This window comes from Nocardioides segetis, assembly GCF_051390595.1.
GTDB lineage: Bacteria > Actinomycetota > Actinomycetes > Propionibacteriales > Nocardioidaceae > Nocardioides.
On sequence record NZ_JBNINR010000004.1, the window covers coordinates 293,231 to 309,094 of the forward strand.

The following is a 15,864-nucleotide window of genomic DNA, read 5'->3' on the forward strand; positions in this document are numbered from 1 at the left end:
GCTGAGAACGCGAGTGCGCGGACGGCCCGGGACCCGAGCGGGGGTCAGTCCGCGACCAGCCCCAGGCGGAGGTACTCCGCGGCATAGGTGCCGCTGAGCAGCAGCGAGGCGTAGCGGGCGACCTCACCGGTCGCCTGGGAGGAGACGTGCTCGATCCGGACGTCCTGGGTGCGTGCGGCGTCCTCGAGGCGCTGGCGCTGATCGCGCACCACCGGATCGTCGACGCCGTCGTCGAGCATGACGAGCACCGGACGACGATCGCCGGTGCCGTCGGCGACCGGGTCGGCGAACACGTTGCGCGGGCGCGCGGCCTCGATGACCGGCAGGAGGTGCTCCGCGTCGCCCGCGAGCGCGGTGCGCCCGGAGGTACGCCGGATCGACTCCGCGATCCGCCGCGCGGCCCGCGCGGCGAGCACCGAGCCGCCCCAGACCAGCGGGGCGGCGTCGGCGAGCGCGATGGCGAGCATCTTCGCGGGGTTGATCGAGATGTCGCGGTGCGGCGAGCAGGCGATCGCCACGGAGTCCAGCGCCTCGGCGACCGCGTCGGGCTCGGCGGTCGGGCCGAGGTGCACCTGGTCGAGGAAGGAGAGCATGGCGACCGCGGTGGCGAGCTGGTCGCCGGTGCTGGTGGGCAGCAAGGTCGTCCACCGCCCCGTGGCGTGCTCGGCCACGATCGAGTCGGGGGGCGCGGCGACCACGAGCTGGCAGCCGCGGCGGGCCGCCTCGGCGACGGCGAGGGCCGTGCCGGGGTCGCCTCCCTCGGGGGCGAGCACGACGACCAGGTCGAGGCTGCCCGCCCACCCCGGCAGCGCCGGAGACGGCCACGCGACGAACGGCACCGGGCAGAACGGCTCGAGCACGGCCCGCAGCAGCCGGGAGTCCGGCCCGGCCGCGATCACGGCGCGGGGACGTGACTCGATCGAGCGGGAGACGGCCTCGGCGATCGCGCCGGCCGCTCCGCCGACCTCGCGGCGTACCCGCGAGCCGGACTCGGCCAGCGTCCGCAGCCGCAGGTCGGCGGCGGCCAGGGCCGCCGCGTCGTCCAGCCGGGACTCGTCGAACCAGACCATCGGGTCGCCTGCCCTCGCGCCCTCAGGCGGGCGTGCGGGCCTCGTCGACCAGCAGGACCGGGATCCCGTCGCGGACCGGGTAGGCCAGACCGCAGCCCTGGCACACCAGCTCCACGGCGCCGTCCGCCGGCGTCACCGCGAGCTCGCCCTTGCAGGAGGGGCACACGATGATCGCCAGCAGCTCGGGCGAGATGTCGCCCCGGTCCGCCGCGCTCACTTGCTGCTCCGGATGATCGCGAGGACCTCGTCACGGACTCGGGTCATGGTGGACTCGTCCTTCCCTTCGGCGTTGAGCCGCAGCAGCGGCTCGGTGTTGGAGGCGCGCACGTTGAACGCCCAGTCGGGGTGGCCGACGCTGAGCCCGTCGAGCCTGTCGATGGTCACGCCGTCCTGACCGCCGTACGTGGCCTCCAGCTCCGCGAGGACGGCGTCCTGGTCCGCGACGGTGCTGTTGATCTCGCCGCTGAGCGGGTAGCGGGCGTAGCTCGCGAGCAGCTCGGACAGCGGCCGGTCGGACTCGGCGAGCGCGGCCAGCGCGTGCAGGGCGGCGAGCATGCCGGAGTCGGCGCGCCAGAAGTCGCGGAAGTAGAAGTGGCCGCTGTGCTCGCCGCCGAAGATCGCCCCGGTCTCGGCCATCGTGGCCTTGATGAAGGAGTGTCCGACCCGGGTGCGGACCGGCGTGCCGCCCAGCTCGGTCACGATCTCGGGCACCGCCCGGGAGGTGATCAGGTTGTGGATCACCGTCGAGCCCGGCTCCTTCGCGAGCTCGCGCGCGGCGATCAGCGCGGTCAGCGTGGACGGCGAGACCAGCTCGCCGCGCTCGTCCACGAGGAAGCAGCGGTCGGCGTCGCCGTCGAACGCCAGGCCGACGTCGGCCCGCTCCGCGATGACCGCCTTCTGCAGGTCGACCAGGTTCGCGGGCTCGATCGGGTTCGCCTCGTGGTGGGGGAAGGTGCCGTCGAGCTCGAAGTACATCGGCACCATCTCGACCTGGTCGGCGAGGCGACCGAAGACGGCCGGTGCGGTGTGACCGGCCATGCCGTTGCCCGCGTCCACGACGACCTTCAGCCTCCGGCCCGCGACCGGGGCCAGCGCGAGGAGGTGCGCGGCGTACGCCTGCAGCACGTCGTGGGAGTCGATCGAGCCCGTGCGGCCCGATCGGCCGGTGGCCCCGGCCGTCGTGCCGGCGGCGACCCGGTCGCGGATCTCCGCGAGGCCGCTCTCCATGCCGACCGGCTGTGCCAGCGCCCGGCACATCTTGATGCCGTTGTACTGCGCCGGGTTGTGGCTCGCGGTGAACATGGCACCCGGCAGGTCGAGGTGGCCGGAGGCGAAGTAGAGCTGGTCGGTCGAGGCCAGGCCGATCATCGTCACGTCGGCTCCGGCCGACGTCGCACCGTCGGCGAAGGCTCCCGCGAGGGCCGGCGAGCTCGGGCGCATGTCGTAGCCGATCACCATCGCCTCGACACCCAGCACCTCGACGTACGCCGCCCCGGTCGCGCGCGCCAGCTCCTCGTCGAGCTGCTCGCCGACGATGCCGCGCACGTCGTAGGCCTTGAAGACCTTGCTCAGGTTGTCAGAGGACGTCGTGCCGCTCGCCATGACCGCGACACTAGCGGAGAGTCAGTCGGTCGTGATCATGCGGAGGTGCCCCTTGCGGGCCACCTCCCGCCCGGGCTCCGGGGGCTGCTCGACCGGCTCGCGGCGGACCGGCCGGGCGGCCTCGCGGACGGCGTCGGCGAGCGCCAGCAGGTCGTCGTTGCTGGGTCCCGGCTGCTGAGTGCCGAGCGCCAGGCGGACGACCTCCCAGCCGCGGGGGGCGGAGAGCCGCTCGCTGTGCACGTCGCACAGGTCGTAGGCGTGCGGCTCGGCGTACGTCGCCAGCGGGCCGAGCACCGCGGTCGAGTCGGCATACACATAGGTCAGCGTGGCGACGGCGCGGCGGGCACAGGCCGTGCGCGAACAGGTCCGCAGGCTCTGCGGGGCCGGGCTCACACTCACGGCGCAGACGCTACCGCCCAGGCGGATGTTCGGTGGATAGGCTCGCTGGTCATGGAGCCCTCCTTCTCCCCCGGGCGGCGCCGCGACCGGCGCGGGCGCGGGATGCGCGGGCCCGCGGTGCTGCCGCTGGGGTCCGCCGGGCACCGGCCGCCCCGCCCCCGCAGTCGCCGCGAGACCTTCGACCGGATCATGCTCGACGTCGTGACCGCCATCGACGCACGCTGGTCCGACCACCTCGGCCTGGTCGAGTACGCCGTCGAGGACGCTCCGCAGCTCCCCGACGACTGGGACTCGGGGCGGGTGCCCCTGTCCTCGCTCGTCCGCGGCTCGGGGACGACGCCGACCCGGCTCGTCGTCTTCCGCCGCCCGCTCGAGCACCGCGCGGCGGACCGTACCGACCTGGAGGCCATCGTGCTGACGATCGTGGTGGAGCAGGTCGCCGAGCTGCTGGGCATCGAGCCGGCCCAGGTCGACCCGCGCTACCTGGCGGACGACGACTGATCCACCACCTCGCCGCTCCTCCGGGAGCTACTCCGGCGTGACCGCCGGGATCCGGGCGTGCGTCTCGGCCGGCCGCAGCCGCAGTGTCGCCAGTCCCGGCTGGCCGCCCGCCGCGGGGAGCATCACGACACCGGCGATCGCGGTCCCGCGCGGCTCGACGGCGACCAGGACCGCCTCGGGCGGCAGGTCGAGGGGCGCGGCCCGGTCGGGGGCGACCTCGACCTGGTCCTCGCGGAGCATCGCTCCGTCGGCGGCGTACGACGTCACCTGGACCACGCCGCTGCGGTCGGCCTGCCCGAGCAGGAGGGTCTTCTCCCCGACCGGCAGCACGGCCGCGGTCGGCTCCTCGACGGTCGTCACCGGCGCGAGGAGCGCCAGGTCCCCGCGGTGCACCAGGCGGGCCGAGGCGACCAGCGGGTCGGCGGACTCGACCAGCACGCCGAGCACACCGGCGGCGTTCTCGCCGGTGAGGAGCGGGCGGAGGTCCACCTCGCGCACGGCGCGCGGCGGCACGGACACGTCCGCGGCACCGGTCGGGGTGAACGTCGCGTCGGCCGTGACCAGGCGCAGCCGCGCCCGGACCTCGTCGTCACCGGGGTTCGCGACGACGAGGGTGGCGTTGCGGATCCCCGCGAGACCCAGGATGAGGTTGTCGGTGGCCGGCGCGGCCTGCGTCGGCAGGAAGTCGGTGGCGGCACGACCGCGGCCGAGCTGGTCGCGGGTGTTGCGGGCGGTCACCGTCACCCGGCCTCGGGTGACGGTGACGTGGGCGGCCGTGATCCCGCGCCGGGGCGCGGCCGTGGCGAGGTCGATGCGCTGCACACCCCGCGCCGGCACCTGGATCCCGCGCAGCGCGGGCTCCTCGGCCGGGCCGTCCTCGTCGACCAGCGCGAGGTCCACCACGGCCTCGCCGTCGTCGGGGTTCACCAGCTCCAGCGTCGTGGCGTACCGCGCCGTCGCGCCGAGCCCGACCAGCCACTCGTCGTACGCCGGCGGACGGCACTCCGGCACGGCCAGTGCGTCGTCGCGACCGGCGGCGATACCCGGCGCGGCGGCGCCCTCGCCACCGAGCACGATCGGGCCCGCGCTGTCGGGGACGACCGCCGTGGCGCCGGCGGCGACCGTCACCGACGTCGCGGGCACGGCCGCGGAGCCGTCCTGCGGCGCGGCGAGGACGGTGACCGGTCCGCCGGCGACGTCGGGGGTCCGGCCCGCGCGCGCGGTGCTCGCGGGACCGGTCCCGCCCGGGCACACCACGGTCGAGGAGGCGAGCTCCGCCGTGGTCGGGGGACGCGTGCCCGCGCGTGGTGTCTGCTCGTCGCCGATCACGCCGATCGCGACGCCGACGACGGCGGGCAGGGCCAGCGCCAGGGCGACCAGGACGTCGACTCTCCTGCGTCGCGCGACGGACGCGCGACGGCCTGCGGGCTTCGGGTCACTCATCGCGGTTCCTTCGCAGGGGCGGCAGGGCGAGCACGATCAGGACCGGGATCGAACCGGCCTGGACCACCAGCAGGATCCAGCGCAGCCAGGCCCGGTGTCCGGGAAGGGGCCCCGGCTCGGGGCTGACCTGCCAGGCGCGGGTGCCACGCTCGGAGCTCGCCTGGACCAGGCCGGACGTCGCGTCCAGGCTGGCGGCGATCACGCCGTCGGCCGGGGCCGCCTGGACGACGTAGCGGATGCCCAGCTCGGAGAGCCGCTCCACGGCGTCCGGGTCGGGCGCGGTCACGAGCGAGCGGATGGTCGCGGTGACGCCGCGGTCCTCCGGGGTCAGCGCGGCGATCTCGTCCTCCCCGACCGTCGGGCCGTCGCCGCGGTGGACCTCGTAGCGCAGACCCGTGTCCATCCCGCCGCGCAGGACGAGCACGCCGTTCTCCTCGGCCTGCTCGGCGCGCTGGGCCATGTAGACGGGGACGTCGGACTCCGGCGGGTCGCGAAGCTCCGCAGGACCCCAGCCCGCGAACCACACGAGCCCGACGAGCGGAGCGACCAGTCCGGCCACGCCCGCGACGGCCAGACCGGCCTGCGCGGGCTTCGGCTGGTCGCCGAGGTGGTGCAGGGCGAGTGCCCCGAGCACGATCGCGGTGATCCAGGCGCCCTGCAGCATCAGCAGCACGCCGCCCAGGCCGGGCTGCTGCCCGACCGGTCCGGTGATGTCGACCGTCGCGACCGCCAGCGGGACAGCCACCACGGCCGCGACCGCGGCGACCAGCCAGCACACGACGACCGGGATCCGGGTCGCGCGCGGCACCAGGGACAGCAGGGCGAGGACCGGCAGCACCAGGCCGACGGCGGCCGGCGCGCCCAGGCCGCCCAGGCGCCCCGCGAGCAGCTCCCAGCCGGACGTCGCGGCGGTCGGCCACCGGCCGATCTCCAGGACCGTGCCCGCGACGCCGCCCTCCAGCAGGAGCGGCAGCCACCAGGGCAGGAGGACCAGCAGCGGCACGGCCAGGGCCGCGACGGGCGGCCCCCACACCGACCGGTCCCGGACCTCGCCCGGGACCAGGCGGACCGCGCAGCCGAGCAGGACGCCGACCAGCACGGCCACCAGCAGCCACGTCGACGGCGCGACGGCGGTGACCAGGGCCAGCGCCAGGCCGGTGCGCCAGGCGGCGCGCCAGCGGTGGGCGGCGTCGGGGTCGGCGAAGCCGAGGGCGGCGTGGGCCATCCACGGCAGCACCGCCGCGGCGACGACCACGCCCCAGCGCCCGCCGCCCCACGCGCCGGAGACGAGAGGGACCAGCGCCCAGGTCACCGAGCCCCACAGGAGCAGCCAGCGCGGGGCGCCGTACGGCGCGACGAGGCGGGCGACGACGCGCAGGAACCGCCACGCGCCCCACAGGCCGAGCGGAGCGGCGAGTGCCATGAGGAGCGACATGACCAGCTCCGGACCGAACGGGAGACCGAGCACCGCGAGCGGCAGGACGTACGGCGGCGCCGGGATGTCGCTGCCGAAGCCGATCGCGTGGCGGCCCTCGAGGTGCAGTCCCCACCAGTCGCCGACGCTGCCGGGCGCCGGCGACAGTGCGCCACCCGCGACGCCGCCGACCACGTCGCGAACGCCGACCAGCAGTGCGAGGACGGTGATCGCGGTCGCCACGGCGACCGGGTTCGTCAGGAACCGGACGACGATGCCCGTGTCCGCGAACTCCTCCTCCTCGTCGCGATGGCGCGCGGGCGGAGGCCCCGCGGCCGCGTCGCGCTCGGCCGCGGCGACCCGGCGCCGCTCGGCGACGTCGGCCGCCTGGTTGGTCGCCGCGGCGGCGAGGTCGCCGATGAAGTCGAGCCCGTGGCGATAGGGCAGCCACCAGGGCGCCAGGAGTCGGCGGACCCGGGCCCGGTCGGCGCCGCCGGACGCGGCCGCGCGGCGTACCCGACGAGCGGAGCGGATCGCACCGGGATGCCGCAGGACCGAGATCAGCGCGGCCAGCTCGTCGAGGGCCTCACCGACCGCCCGCGCGCAGAGCAGCCCCAGCGCCCGCAGCACCGAGCCGAGGGTGAGCCGCAGCACCTGCAGCGGAAGCGTGGCACTGCGCGCGTTGGCGAGCAGCGTGAAGAGCGCGGCGCGACGCTCCTGGAAGTGCGTGTGCCGACCCGTCAGCGGCGTACGACGGACGCCGCGGTGGGCCGCCTCGGCGTGGAAGACCACCGCCGACGGCACCACGAGAGTGGTGCGTCCCGCGGCCGCGGCCCGCCAGCCGAGGTCGATGTCGTTACCGAAGATCGGCAGGGCCGGGTCGAAGCCGCCGAGCTCCTCGAGCACCGCGCGGCGCACCAGCATGCCGGCCGAGTTGACCGCCAGCACCTCGCGGACCTCGTCGTGCTGGCCCTGGTCGTACTCGCCGCGCTCGAGACCGGTCTCCCGCCGACCCGTGCCACTGATGGTCACGCCCAGCTCCAGCAGCCGCCGCAGCGAGGGCCACTCGCGCAGCTTGGGACCGAGGATGTCGGCCTCGGGCCGCTGCGCCGCGGCGGTGAGCAGCGCGGCCAGCGCGTCGGGGGCGGGGTTCGCGTCGTCGTGGAGGATCCACACCCACTCCGTGCCGGTCGCGGCCAGCGGGCGCAGCCCCTCGGCGACGGCGTCGGGGAACCCGGCGTCGCGGGGCAGTGTGCGCTGCTCGAGGGGCAGCCGCCCGTCGAGGGCGGTGCGGATCAGGTCGGCGCTGCCGTCCGAGCTGCCGGTGTCGACGGCCACCACACGCGTGGGGGGCGCGGTCTGCGCGAGCAGGCCGTCGAGGACCGCCGGCAGCCAGGAGCTGCCGTCGTGGCTGACCAGGAGGACAGCCACCTCGGGTTGTTGCGACACGAGGTCAGACCCTACGACCGACGGCCCGAAGGGGGCGAACCGTCAGTGCCGGCGGGGGACGCGCGACGCGGTCAGCTCGGTGCGGCTGCGCTCAAACGGCCTTCTTCTTCAGCTTGCGACGCTCGCGCTCCGACATGCCGCCCCAGATCCCGAAGCGCTCGTCGTTGCCCAGCGCGGCCTCGAGGCACTCCTGACGCACCTCGCACGTCTGGCAGACCTTCTTGGCCTCACGCGTCGATCCTCCCTTCTCCGGGAAGAACGCCTCGGGGTCGGTCTGCGCGCACAGCGCACGCTCCTGCCACCCCAGCTCGTCGGAATCTGCCTCGACCAGGAACAGTTCCCTCACGATTTCGCCCCTTACGACTCGACCCGGTGCCCCGAACGACACCTCTGGAATTACATACGTGTCATACCCAAACAGTCAAGGTCGAATCTGCTATAGGCAGCCCCGTGCACGCTGCCCTTTCCGGGCACGGCACAGTAGACCCCCGTGGAATCGACACCTGACGCGACAGCCGCTGGACCCATCGGTCGACCTGCTCGGAAGCTGACCGTCCTCTCGGGCGGTATGGGCGGAGCCCGGTTCCTGCAAGGCCTGCTCCACGGCATCGCCTCCGGAACCCTACCCGGTGTCGCCGCGGACGCCCACGTGACGGTCGTCGCGAACAACGCCGACGACTGGTGGGTCCACGGGCTCAAGGTGTGCCCGGACCTGGACACCGTGATGTACACCCTCGGCGACGGGATCGACCCCGACCGGGGCTGGGGACGACGCGCGGAGACGTGGAGCGCCAAGGAGGAGCTCGCGGCGTACGGCGTCGAGCCCACCTGGTTCGGTCTCGGCGACCGCGACATCGCCACGCATCTGGTGCGGACCCAGATGCTCGACGCCGGCTATCCGCTCTCGCAGGTCACCGAGGCGCTGTGCGCGCGCTGGCTCCGGCCGACGTACGGCGACGGCCTGACCCTGCTGCCGATGTCCGACGACCGCGTGGAGACCCACGTCGCCGTCGCGGACCCCGACTCCCCCAGCGGGCGTCGCGTCGTGCACTTCCAGGAGTACTGGGTGCGGCTGCGCGCCGAGGTGCCCGCCGAGAAGGTCGTCTTCGTCGGGCTGGAGGAGTCCACCCCCGCCCCGGGCGTCGTGGACGCGATCACCGGCGCCGACCTCGTCGTGCTGCCGCCGTCCAACCCGGTCGTCTCCGTCGGCACCATCCTCGGCGTGCCCGGCATCCGCGACGCCGTGCGCTCCACCGAGGCGAGGGTCGTCGGGCTCTCCCCCATCGTCGGCGACACCCACGTGCGCGGCATGGCCGAGCAGATGCTGACCTCGATCGGGGTCGAGGTCAGTGCCGCCGGGGTCGGCCTCAACTACGGAGCGCGGTCCGCGGGCGGCGTCCTCGACGGCTGGCTCATCGACGAGCGCGACGCCGCCCAGGTGGCGCGGCTCGAGGCCGCCGGCATCGCCGCGGCCGCCGTCCCGCTGATGATGACCGACCCCGACGCCACGGCCGCGATGGCCGCCGCCGCGATGGAGCTGGTGCGCTGATGTCGTTGACGGTCAGCGCCCCCGACGGCGTCCCCGAGATCCGGCCCGGAGACGACCTCGCCGACGCGCTGCTGGGTGCGCTCGGCCCCGACGACCTCGTCGACGGTGACATCCTCGTCGTCACCAGCAAGGTCGTCAGCAAGGCCGAGGGACGGGTCGAGAGCGGCGACCGCGAGTCCTGGATCGACGCGGAGACCGACCGGCTCGTCGCCCGACGCGGCCCCACGCGGATCGTGCGCAACCGGCTCGGCCTGACCATGGCCGCGGCCGGGGTCGACGCCTCCAACGTCGAGCAGGGTCTCGTCGTGCTGCTGCCGCTCGACCCCGACGCATCCGCACGCCGGCTGCGCTCAGCGGTCGCCGAGCGCCGCGGCGTCAACGTCGGAGTCGTCGTCACCGACACCGCCGGCCGGGCCTGGCGCGAAGGACAGACCGACATCGCCATCGGCGCCGCGGGCATCGCCGTGCTCGAGTCGTTCGCGGGCCGGCTCGACGCCCACGGCAACGAGCTCGCCGTCACCGCGCCCGCCGTCGCCGACGAGATCGCCTCGGCCGTCGAGCTCGCCCAGGGCAAGCTCGGCGCCCGCCCCTGCGCCGTCCTGCGCGGGCGCGCCGACCTCGTCCTCGCCCCCGGGGACGCCGGCCCCGGAGCGTCGGCCCTGATCCGGGCCGACGGCGCCGACCTCTTCGGGTACGGCGCGCGCGAGGCGGTCATCCAGGCCGTCGCCGCCCGCCCGGCCGCACGCGCGCCGTTCGGCAGCACCGTCGACGCCGAGGAGTTCGTCGCCGCCCTGGGCCGCGCCGGCATCGCGGCACACGCCGCCACGCCGGTCGACGTACGCACTCCGAGGGAGCGGCGCGCGGCCGCCGACATCGTCGCCTTCGCCCACGGCTGGGAGAGCGCGGGCGCGAGCGATCTCGACACCCACCTGCGGTTTCGACCGGTTACTCCGTAGACTTCCCGCGTTCGCCGCACGGGGCGCGCTCACGCCTGCCCCCTCACGACCAAGACGAGGTACCCGCAGTGGCCAAGTCCAGCAAGTCCGAGAAGTCGGAGCGCCGCCAAGTCATCGATGACATCAGGCGGAAGCAGAAGCGCGCCGACAAGCGCCAGGGCATGGCCATCGTGGGCGTGTGCATCGTGGTCGCCCTGGTGATCGTCGGGGCCGCGCTCTACCCGAAGGTCCGCGACATGGTCAACGACCAGAAGTGGAAGGGCAAGAGCGTCGACGAGATCGGCGCCGCGGCCAGCGTCTGCGGCGAGATCACCGAGAAGGAGGCGACCGGCAGCGGCGAGCACGTCCCCGAGGGACAGCAGGTCGACTACACCGACGGCCCCGTCGCGTTCGGCGCGCACTGGAACGTCGCCGGCATCGCACCGGCCCCGATCGGCGACCGCTTCTACACCGAGGGCTCGCGCCCCGAGCTCGAGCAGCTGGTGCACAACCTCGAGCACGGCTACACGATCCTGTGGTACGACACCACGGTCGCCGACGACTCCGAGCAGGTCTCGGCCATGCGCGCCATCGCCAAGATCATGGACGCCAACGACACCAACCAGCGGCTGAAGTTCAAGGTCGCGCCGTGGACCAAGGCCGACGTCAAGGAGACCGGCAAGGCCTTCCCCAAGGGTCAGCCGATCGCCTTCACGCACTGGCGCGTCGACCGCGACACCGAGAAGCAGTACGGCGCCTGGCAGTACTGCTCCGAGGTCAGCGGCGCGGCACTCTCCTCCTTCATGGACAAGTACCCCTTCACCGACGCCCCGGAGCCCTACGCGTACTGAGTTGATGGCGCGAGCCCGTCGCTCGTTCCTCGCGCCGCGCTGCCGCGCGCGCAGTTGGCTTGGGTAGATGGTGACGTTCGCGTGGCGGCCACCCGCCGGCTCGCGGAAAGCTCGGCTCCTCCGCTCCGGTCGCTCCTTCGTCGCTCCCTGCGCTGCGTCGCCCTCGCTTCCCGCGACGACCGGGCCCCATGGCACGGGGGCGCGCGCGTCGAACGCCGCGAGGCTACGGCGCGAAACGCCGGCGAGGAGGCGTAGGGAGCGAGGGACGAGCGACCGGAGCCGACGAGACCGGCGCTTTCCGCCGTGCCGGAGGCTGGCCGCCAGGCGAAGGCCGGACCTACGCAGCCCGACCGCGTGCGCGGCAGCGCGGCGGAGCGAAGCGACGACGCGCTCGCGCCATCAAACGCACACGCTCGGCCCATCAGACAAGGTCGATGCGACCCTGGTCCTTGAGGGCGGCGACGACCTTCTTGACGTCCTGCGCCCGGGCGCGGGTGGTCACGAGGAGGGCATCGGGGGTGTCGACGACGACGACGTCGTCGAGTCCGATCACGGCGACCGTCCGGCCGGAGCCGGGGACGACGATGCCGCTGGCACCGATGAGCTGGGTCAGCTCGGCGTCGCCGAGGACACTGCAGGCGTCGTCGTCGCCGAGCAGCGTGGCGAGCGAGTCGAAGTCACCGATGTCGTCCCAGCCGAAGCCACCCGGGATCGTGACGACCCGGCCGGCCGCGGCGGCGGGCTCGGCGACCGCGTGGTCGATCGCGATCCGCGGCAGTCGCTCCCACAGCTCGGGGAGCCGGTCCGGCTCGGCGGCGATGGCGCGCAGCGTGGCGGCGAAGTCGGGGTCCTGCTCGGCGAGCAGGTCGAGCAGGACGGACGGTCGGACGACGAACATGCCGGCGTTCCAGCGGTACTGACCGGTGGCGAGGTACTCCTCGGCCACCGACACCGACGGCTTCTCCACGAACTCGGCGACCTTGCGCGCCGTGGGATGCCCGGGCAGCTGCTCGCCCTGCCGGATGTAGCCGAAGGCCGACGAGGCGAAGGTCGGCTCGATGCCGATGGTGACCAGCCAGCCGTCGCGTGCGGCGGCCACGGCGGCGGCGACGGCGGTCCCGAACCCGTCGGGGTCGGTGATGACGTGGTCGGCGGCGAAGGAGCCCATCACCTCGGCCCCGCGCCGCTCCAGCAGGGCCGCGGCGAGGCCGATCGCGGCCATCGAGTCGCGGGCCGAGGGCTCGGCCACGACGGCATCCTCGGGAAGCGTCGCCAGCTGGCCGCGGACCGCCGTACGGTGTGCCTCGCCGGTCACGACCAGCAGCCGGTCGCCCACCAACGGGGCGAGCCGGGTCCGCGTCTGCTCGAGCAGGGACTCGCCGGCGCCGGTGAGGTCGTGCAGGAACTTCGGCGAGCGGGAGCGGGACAGCGGCCACAGCCGGGTCCCGGCACCGCCGGCGGGGACCACGGCCCAGAAGCCGGGGATGTCGTCAACCATGCGCCGCACCCTACGGCCTCTCCCTCGCCGCCCCGGCCTAGGCTCGGGGCGTGACGACGCCGACGACCTTCCCCGCCGTCCTGGCGGCCCGCCTGCGCGCGGAGCCCGGCCAGCCGCTGGTGACCTTCTACGACGACGCGACCGGCGAGCGGGTCGAGCTCTCGGTGACGACGTGGGCCAACTGGGTGGCGAAGGCCAGCTCACTGCTGGTCGACGAGCTCGGCCTCGAGCGAGGCGACCGGATCTGTGTCGACCTGCCACCGCACTGGCTGGGCACGGTCTTCCTCGGTGCGGCGTGGAACTGCGGGCTCACGGTCGCGGAGCCGGGCGACCCCGACCTCGCGGCGGTCGTGTGCGGTCCCGAGACCCTGGTCGACTGGTCCGCGCGCGCCTCCGACCTCGCGGTGCTGGCGTCCGCCCTGCTGCCACTCGGGGTCCGCTTCGCCGAGCCGGTGCCGGCCGGCGTCACCGACGTCGGCGTCGACATCTGGTCCCAGCCGGACGCCTTCCAGGCCTGGGACCCGCCGCAGCCCGACGATCTCGCGATCGAGACGGCCGGCCGGTCCCTCACCCAGGCCCGGCTGTGGAGCGAGGCGGCCGCCGCCGGTCTGGTCGGCAGCGGCCGCCTGCTCGCGGTCGCCGACCCCGTCACGGAGCCGGCGATCCTCTGCGAGCCGCTCGTGTCGGGCGGCTCGCTCGTCCTGGTCGCCCGGGCCGAACCGCACCGGCTCGAGGCGACGTACGTCGCCGAGCACGCCACGGCCCGCTTCCCCGCCTGAGCGACCAGGACGGATCGGTGACGCGGGACTAGCCCGCGAGGTCGAACTTCTTCCGCTTCTTCAGCAGGATCGGCGTCCCGAGCTTCTTGGCCTTCGCCTTCGGCACGAGGTACATCGCCCGCGTCGCCTTGTTGCGCACCACCAGCACGTTCGTCCCGGTCGAGACCATGGGGCCCAGACCGATCACCCAGTCGTAGCCCGCGGTGCTGGACTTCATCGCCTTGCCCGGCGCCCAGGCCCCCGGGAGGATCCGGCTGTAGAGGGTCAGGGACGAGCCGCTGCGCACCAGGGCGTCGGGCGCGCCGTCCTTGTTCCACCGGCCGATCGGGACCAGCTTCTTGCCGGGCACCTGTCCGGCCGCCGGCACGCTGGCCTGGAAGCCGGTCATCTGCTGGCCCGGGTACACCCGCATCACGTCACCCTTGGGCTGGCCCACCAGGTCCGGGAGACCGTCTCCGGTCACGTCGCCGACCGCCGCCAGCATCTTCACGCCACGGAAGCTGCCGGGCAGCACCTGCGCGGGCTGGAAGCTGCCTCCGCCGAGCCCGCGGAAGAGCACCGGAGCCTTGTCGCTCTTGCGGATGGCCATGATGTCGTTGAGTCCGTCGCCGTCCCAGTCACCGACCCGGAGCAGCTGCTTGGCCCAGGGCGCCTCGATGTTCGTCTTGACCGTCGCCGCGATCCGCCAGGTGCCGTCGACCTTGTCGATGTCGTGCAGGACCAGCCGTCCGGACTTCTCGTTGCGTACGACGATGTCGGGGTTCGGCGAGCCGATGTAGCTGCCGTTCAGCTGGCCGAGGAGCGCGCCCTGCTGCGCCTGGCTGGCGATCGCCCGGATCGCCGGGATCTGCGCGTACAGGTACTTGCCCGGGCAGGCGGTCTTGCCGGCGTCCTTGTGGCCGTTGATCGCGGCGAAGTACTTGGACCCGACCTTCTGGCTCATCGACGCGGGGTCCACGCCGCTGAGCGACAGCTTCCAGGCGAAGAGGGCGCCGTAGGCGTTGATCAGCTCCGGCGTCGGCTGCGCGGTCTCGAAGTTGCCGATGGCCGACATCGCGAAGGAGTAGTCGTTGTAGCCGAGGGTGTGCGCACCGACGACCGGCCGGTCGACGCCACCGGCGCGGCCCTCCCAGATCCGGCCGAACCGGTCGACGAGGAAGTTGTAGCCGATGTCGCTCCAGCCACGGGTCTTCACGTGGTACTTCCAGATGCCGCGGAGGATCGCCGGCACGTCCTCCGGCCGGTAGTCGTTGGCGTTGACCGTGTGGTGGACGAAGCCGGCGCTGATCGTGCCGTACTTCGGCTTGTAGCTCGGGTCCTCCGGGGCGGCCCACTGGGCCCGGGAGTAGATCGGCGGCTGCGGCGGGCCGGTCGTGGCGGCGCGCATCGCGATCGCGCCGTCGGCTCCGGGCGCGCTCTCGCCGTCGGAGGACGTCCCTGCCGAGGAGCCCGACGGGGCCGCGGAGATCGCGGGGCCCTCGAGCGCGGTCGAGTCCGGCGTACCGGGGTCGATGACGGCGACCTTGAGGTCCTCCGGCGCGGCAGAGGTCGTCTCGACCTGGACCTGCACCTCGTCGACGTCGCCGACCAGGACGGCCTCCGTGCCGGGCCGCGAGCGCTGCGCCTCGTCGCTGGCCGGGTCCGGGCCGTGCTCGTCGTGGTACTCCGCCGCGGTCCACTCGCTCCACGTGTCGCCGGTGCGCGTGCGCACGTTGACGGTGATCGCGTCCTCGGCGAGCTCGGTGCCGTGCGCCCAGGTGACGCCGACGGTGCCGAAGCCCGCGACCGGCAGCGCATCGCTGACGACCTCGTCGCCTCCGTCGGCGAGCGGCTTCACGCTGCCGCGCAGGGCGACCCGGCCGCTGACGGCCTTCGGGGACGCGGTGAGCGGGTACTCCGTCACCGTGGGCTCGACGACATCGGTCGGCACCGTCACCGGCGTGGCCGCCGCCTGCAGGGCGACGGTGCCGGGGTCGGCGGCGCCCGGCTCGGCGGGCCGGACCTCCATCGTGACGGTGCGGGCCGCTGGGGTGAGGACGGCGACGACGACGGCCAGTGCCAGCGCCTGCTGGCACACCGTCACGAACCGGCTGCGGCGCGTGCGGTCAGGGATCTCCGTGGGGTACGGCGACATGGCTCTGCTCCAGACGTGTGTGCGGGGAAGGAATCACACGAGTAGCAACTTTCACACGCGTCACACGCGCCTGGGAAGGGATCGTGAGTAACTACAATCGTGTAATTTCCACTCGACACGCCGATGGTCTGCAAATTTGTCGATCGGCCCCGGAGCGCGATAGCCGACCCGTCGCGTTCAAACGCGACGGGTCGGTGAGATCTCGGCCTTCAACTGCGACCGGTCGGCGGGTTCAGAGCG

Annotated in this window: 14 protein-coding genes; 5 read left to right on the forward strand and 9 right to left on the reverse strand. The window is 73.9% G+C overall.

Features of this window, described 5'->3' with window-relative positions; translation table 11 throughout:
• Nucleotides 1–44 precede the first annotated feature (44 nt).
• From ACPZVR_RS09830 to ACPZVR_RS09845, 4 genes are read right to left on the reverse strand one after another with little or no spacing between them, the layout of a single operon-like run.
• Nucleotides 45–1,070, reverse strand: a complete 1,026-nt coding sequence (locus ACPZVR_RS09830; RefSeq protein ID WP_436699398.1) for an SIS domain-containing protein — start codon at nucleotides 1,068–1,070, stop codon at nucleotides 45–47.
• 22 nt (nucleotides 1,071–1,092) lie between these two features.
• Complete coding sequence (locus ACPZVR_RS09835) at nucleotides 1,093–1,287, reverse strand: Trm112 family protein (protein WP_436699399.1); 195 nt, start codon at nucleotides 1,285–1,287, stop codon at nucleotides 1,093–1,095.
• Complete coding sequence (locus tag ACPZVR_RS09840) at nucleotides 1,284–2,672, reverse strand: phosphomannomutase/phosphoglucomutase (protein ID WP_436699400.1); 1,389 nt, start codon at nucleotides 2,670–2,672, stop codon at nucleotides 1,284–1,286. Before ACPZVR_RS09840 ends, ACPZVR_RS09835 begins: the two co-directional genes overlap by 4 nt.
• Nucleotides 2,673–2,693: 21 nt before the next feature.
• On the reverse strand, nucleotides 2,694–3,065 hold the full coding sequence (locus ACPZVR_RS09845) for a DUF3499 domain-containing protein (protein ID WP_436699544.1): 372 nt from the start codon (nucleotides 3,063–3,065) through the stop codon (nucleotides 2,694–2,696).
• Nucleotides 3,066–3,122: 57 nt separating this feature from the next.
• Here ACPZVR_RS09845 and ACPZVR_RS09850 point away from each other — a divergent pair, with 57 nt between their 5' ends.
• Nucleotides 3,123–3,572, forward strand: coding sequence for a metallopeptidase family protein (locus ACPZVR_RS09850; protein WP_436699401.1), 450 nt, complete (start codon nucleotides 3,123–3,125; stop codon nucleotides 3,570–3,572).
• A gap of 27 nt (nucleotides 3,573–3,599) precedes the next feature.
• Here ACPZVR_RS09850 and ACPZVR_RS09855 read toward each other — a convergent pair whose 3' ends face one another.
• The 3 genes from ACPZVR_RS09855 to ACPZVR_RS09865 form a co-directional block, all read right to left on the reverse strand.
• Nucleotides 3,600–5,015, reverse strand: coding sequence for a DUF5719 family protein (locus ACPZVR_RS09855; RefSeq protein ID WP_436699402.1), 1,416 nt, complete (start codon nucleotides 5,013–5,015; stop codon nucleotides 3,600–3,602).
• Nucleotides 5,008–7,860 (reverse strand): glycosyltransferase family 2 protein, encoded by a 2,853-nt coding sequence (locus ACPZVR_RS09860; RefSeq protein ID WP_436699403.1) that lies wholly within the window; start codon nucleotides 7,858–7,860, stop codon nucleotides 5,008–5,010. The genes ACPZVR_RS09855 and ACPZVR_RS09860 overlap by 8 nt, the downstream gene beginning before the upstream one ends.
• A 109-nt stretch (nucleotides 7,861–7,969) precedes the next feature.
• Nucleotides 7,970–8,224 (reverse strand): WhiB family transcriptional regulator, encoded by a 255-nt coding sequence (locus ACPZVR_RS09865; protein WP_282403716.1) that lies wholly within the window; start codon nucleotides 8,222–8,224, stop codon nucleotides 7,970–7,972.
• Nucleotides 8,225–8,446: 222 nt separating this feature from the next.
• Here ACPZVR_RS09865 and cofD point away from each other — a divergent pair, with 222 nt between their 5' ends.
• From cofD to ACPZVR_RS09880, 3 genes are all read left to right on the forward strand, one after another.
• On the forward strand, nucleotides 8,447–9,427 hold the full coding sequence (cofD, locus tag ACPZVR_RS09870) for a 2-phospho-L-lactate transferase (protein WP_436699404.1): 981 nt from the start codon (nucleotides 8,447–8,449) through the stop codon (nucleotides 9,425–9,427).
• Complete coding sequence (gene cofE, locus ACPZVR_RS09875; RefSeq protein WP_436699405.1) at nucleotides 9,427–10,383, forward strand: coenzyme F420-0:L-glutamate ligase; 957 nt, start codon at nucleotides 9,427–9,429, stop codon at nucleotides 10,381–10,383. The genes cofD and cofE overlap by 1 nt, the downstream gene beginning before the upstream one ends.
• A gap of 68 nt (nucleotides 10,384–10,451) precedes the next feature.
• Complete coding sequence (locus ACPZVR_RS09880; protein WP_436699406.1) at nucleotides 10,452–11,213, forward strand: DUF3105 domain-containing protein; 762 nt, start codon at nucleotides 10,452–10,454, stop codon at nucleotides 11,211–11,213.
• 421 nt (nucleotides 11,214–11,634) lie between these two features.
• On the opposite strand, the gene ACPZVR_RS09885 is transcribed toward ACPZVR_RS09880, so the two are convergent.
• On the reverse strand, nucleotides 11,635–12,711 hold the full coding sequence (locus ACPZVR_RS09885) for a mannose-1-phosphate guanylyltransferase (RefSeq protein WP_436699407.1): 1,077 nt from the start codon (nucleotides 12,709–12,711) through the stop codon (nucleotides 11,635–11,637).
• Between the two features lie 50 nt (nucleotides 12,712–12,761).
• On the opposite strand from ACPZVR_RS09885, the gene ACPZVR_RS09890 reads away from it, so the two are divergent.
• A complete protein-coding gene (locus ACPZVR_RS09890; RefSeq protein WP_436699408.1) occupies nucleotides 12,762–13,490 on the forward strand; it encodes a TIGR03089 family protein in 729 nt (242 codons plus the stop codon).
• A 28-nt stretch (nucleotides 13,491–13,518) separates the two neighbouring features.
• Here the strand turns inward: ACPZVR_RS09890 and ACPZVR_RS09895 are convergent, their stop codons facing one another.
• Complete coding sequence (locus ACPZVR_RS09895) at nucleotides 13,519–15,624, reverse strand: N-acetylmuramoyl-L-alanine amidase (RefSeq protein ID WP_436699409.1); 2,106 nt, start codon at nucleotides 15,622–15,624, stop codon at nucleotides 13,519–13,521.
• Nucleotides 15,625–15,864: the final 240 nt, after the last annotated feature.

What these genes read in the sequence shown, in the direction of transcription:
- cofD (WP_436699404.1), top strand. Translation starts at nt 8,447, where the DNA reads ATGGGCGGAGCCCGGTTCCTGCAAGGCCTGCTCCACGGCATCGCCTCC.
- ACPZVR_RS09885 (WP_436699407.1), bottom strand. Translation starts at nt 12,711, where the DNA reads ATGGTTGACGACATCCCCGGCTTCTGGGCCGTGGTCCCCGCCGGCGGT.
- ACPZVR_RS09830 (WP_436699398.1), bottom strand. Translation starts at nt 1,070, where the DNA reads ATGGTCTGGTTCGACGAGTCCCGGCTGGACGACGCGGCGGCCCTGGCC.
- cofE (WP_436699405.1), top strand. Translation starts at nt 9,427, where the DNA reads ATGTCGTTGACGGTCAGCGCCCCCGACGGCGTCCCCGAGATCCGGCCC.
- ACPZVR_RS09895 (WP_436699409.1), bottom strand. Translation starts at nt 15,624, where the DNA reads ATGTCGCCGTACCCCACGGAGATCCCTGACCGCACGCGCCGCAGCCGG.
- ACPZVR_RS09840 (WP_436699400.1), bottom strand. Translation starts at nt 2,672, where the DNA reads ATGGCGAGCGGCACGACGTCCTCTGACAACCTGAGCAAGGTCTTCAAG.
- ACPZVR_RS09850 (WP_436699401.1), top strand. Translation starts at nt 3,123, where the DNA reads ATGGAGCCCTCCTTCTCCCCCGGGCGGCGCCGCGACCGGCGCGGGCGC.
- ACPZVR_RS09855 (WP_436699402.1), bottom strand. Translation starts at nt 5,015, where the DNA reads ATGAGTGACCCGAAGCCCGCAGGCCGTCGCGCGTCCGTCGCGCGACGC.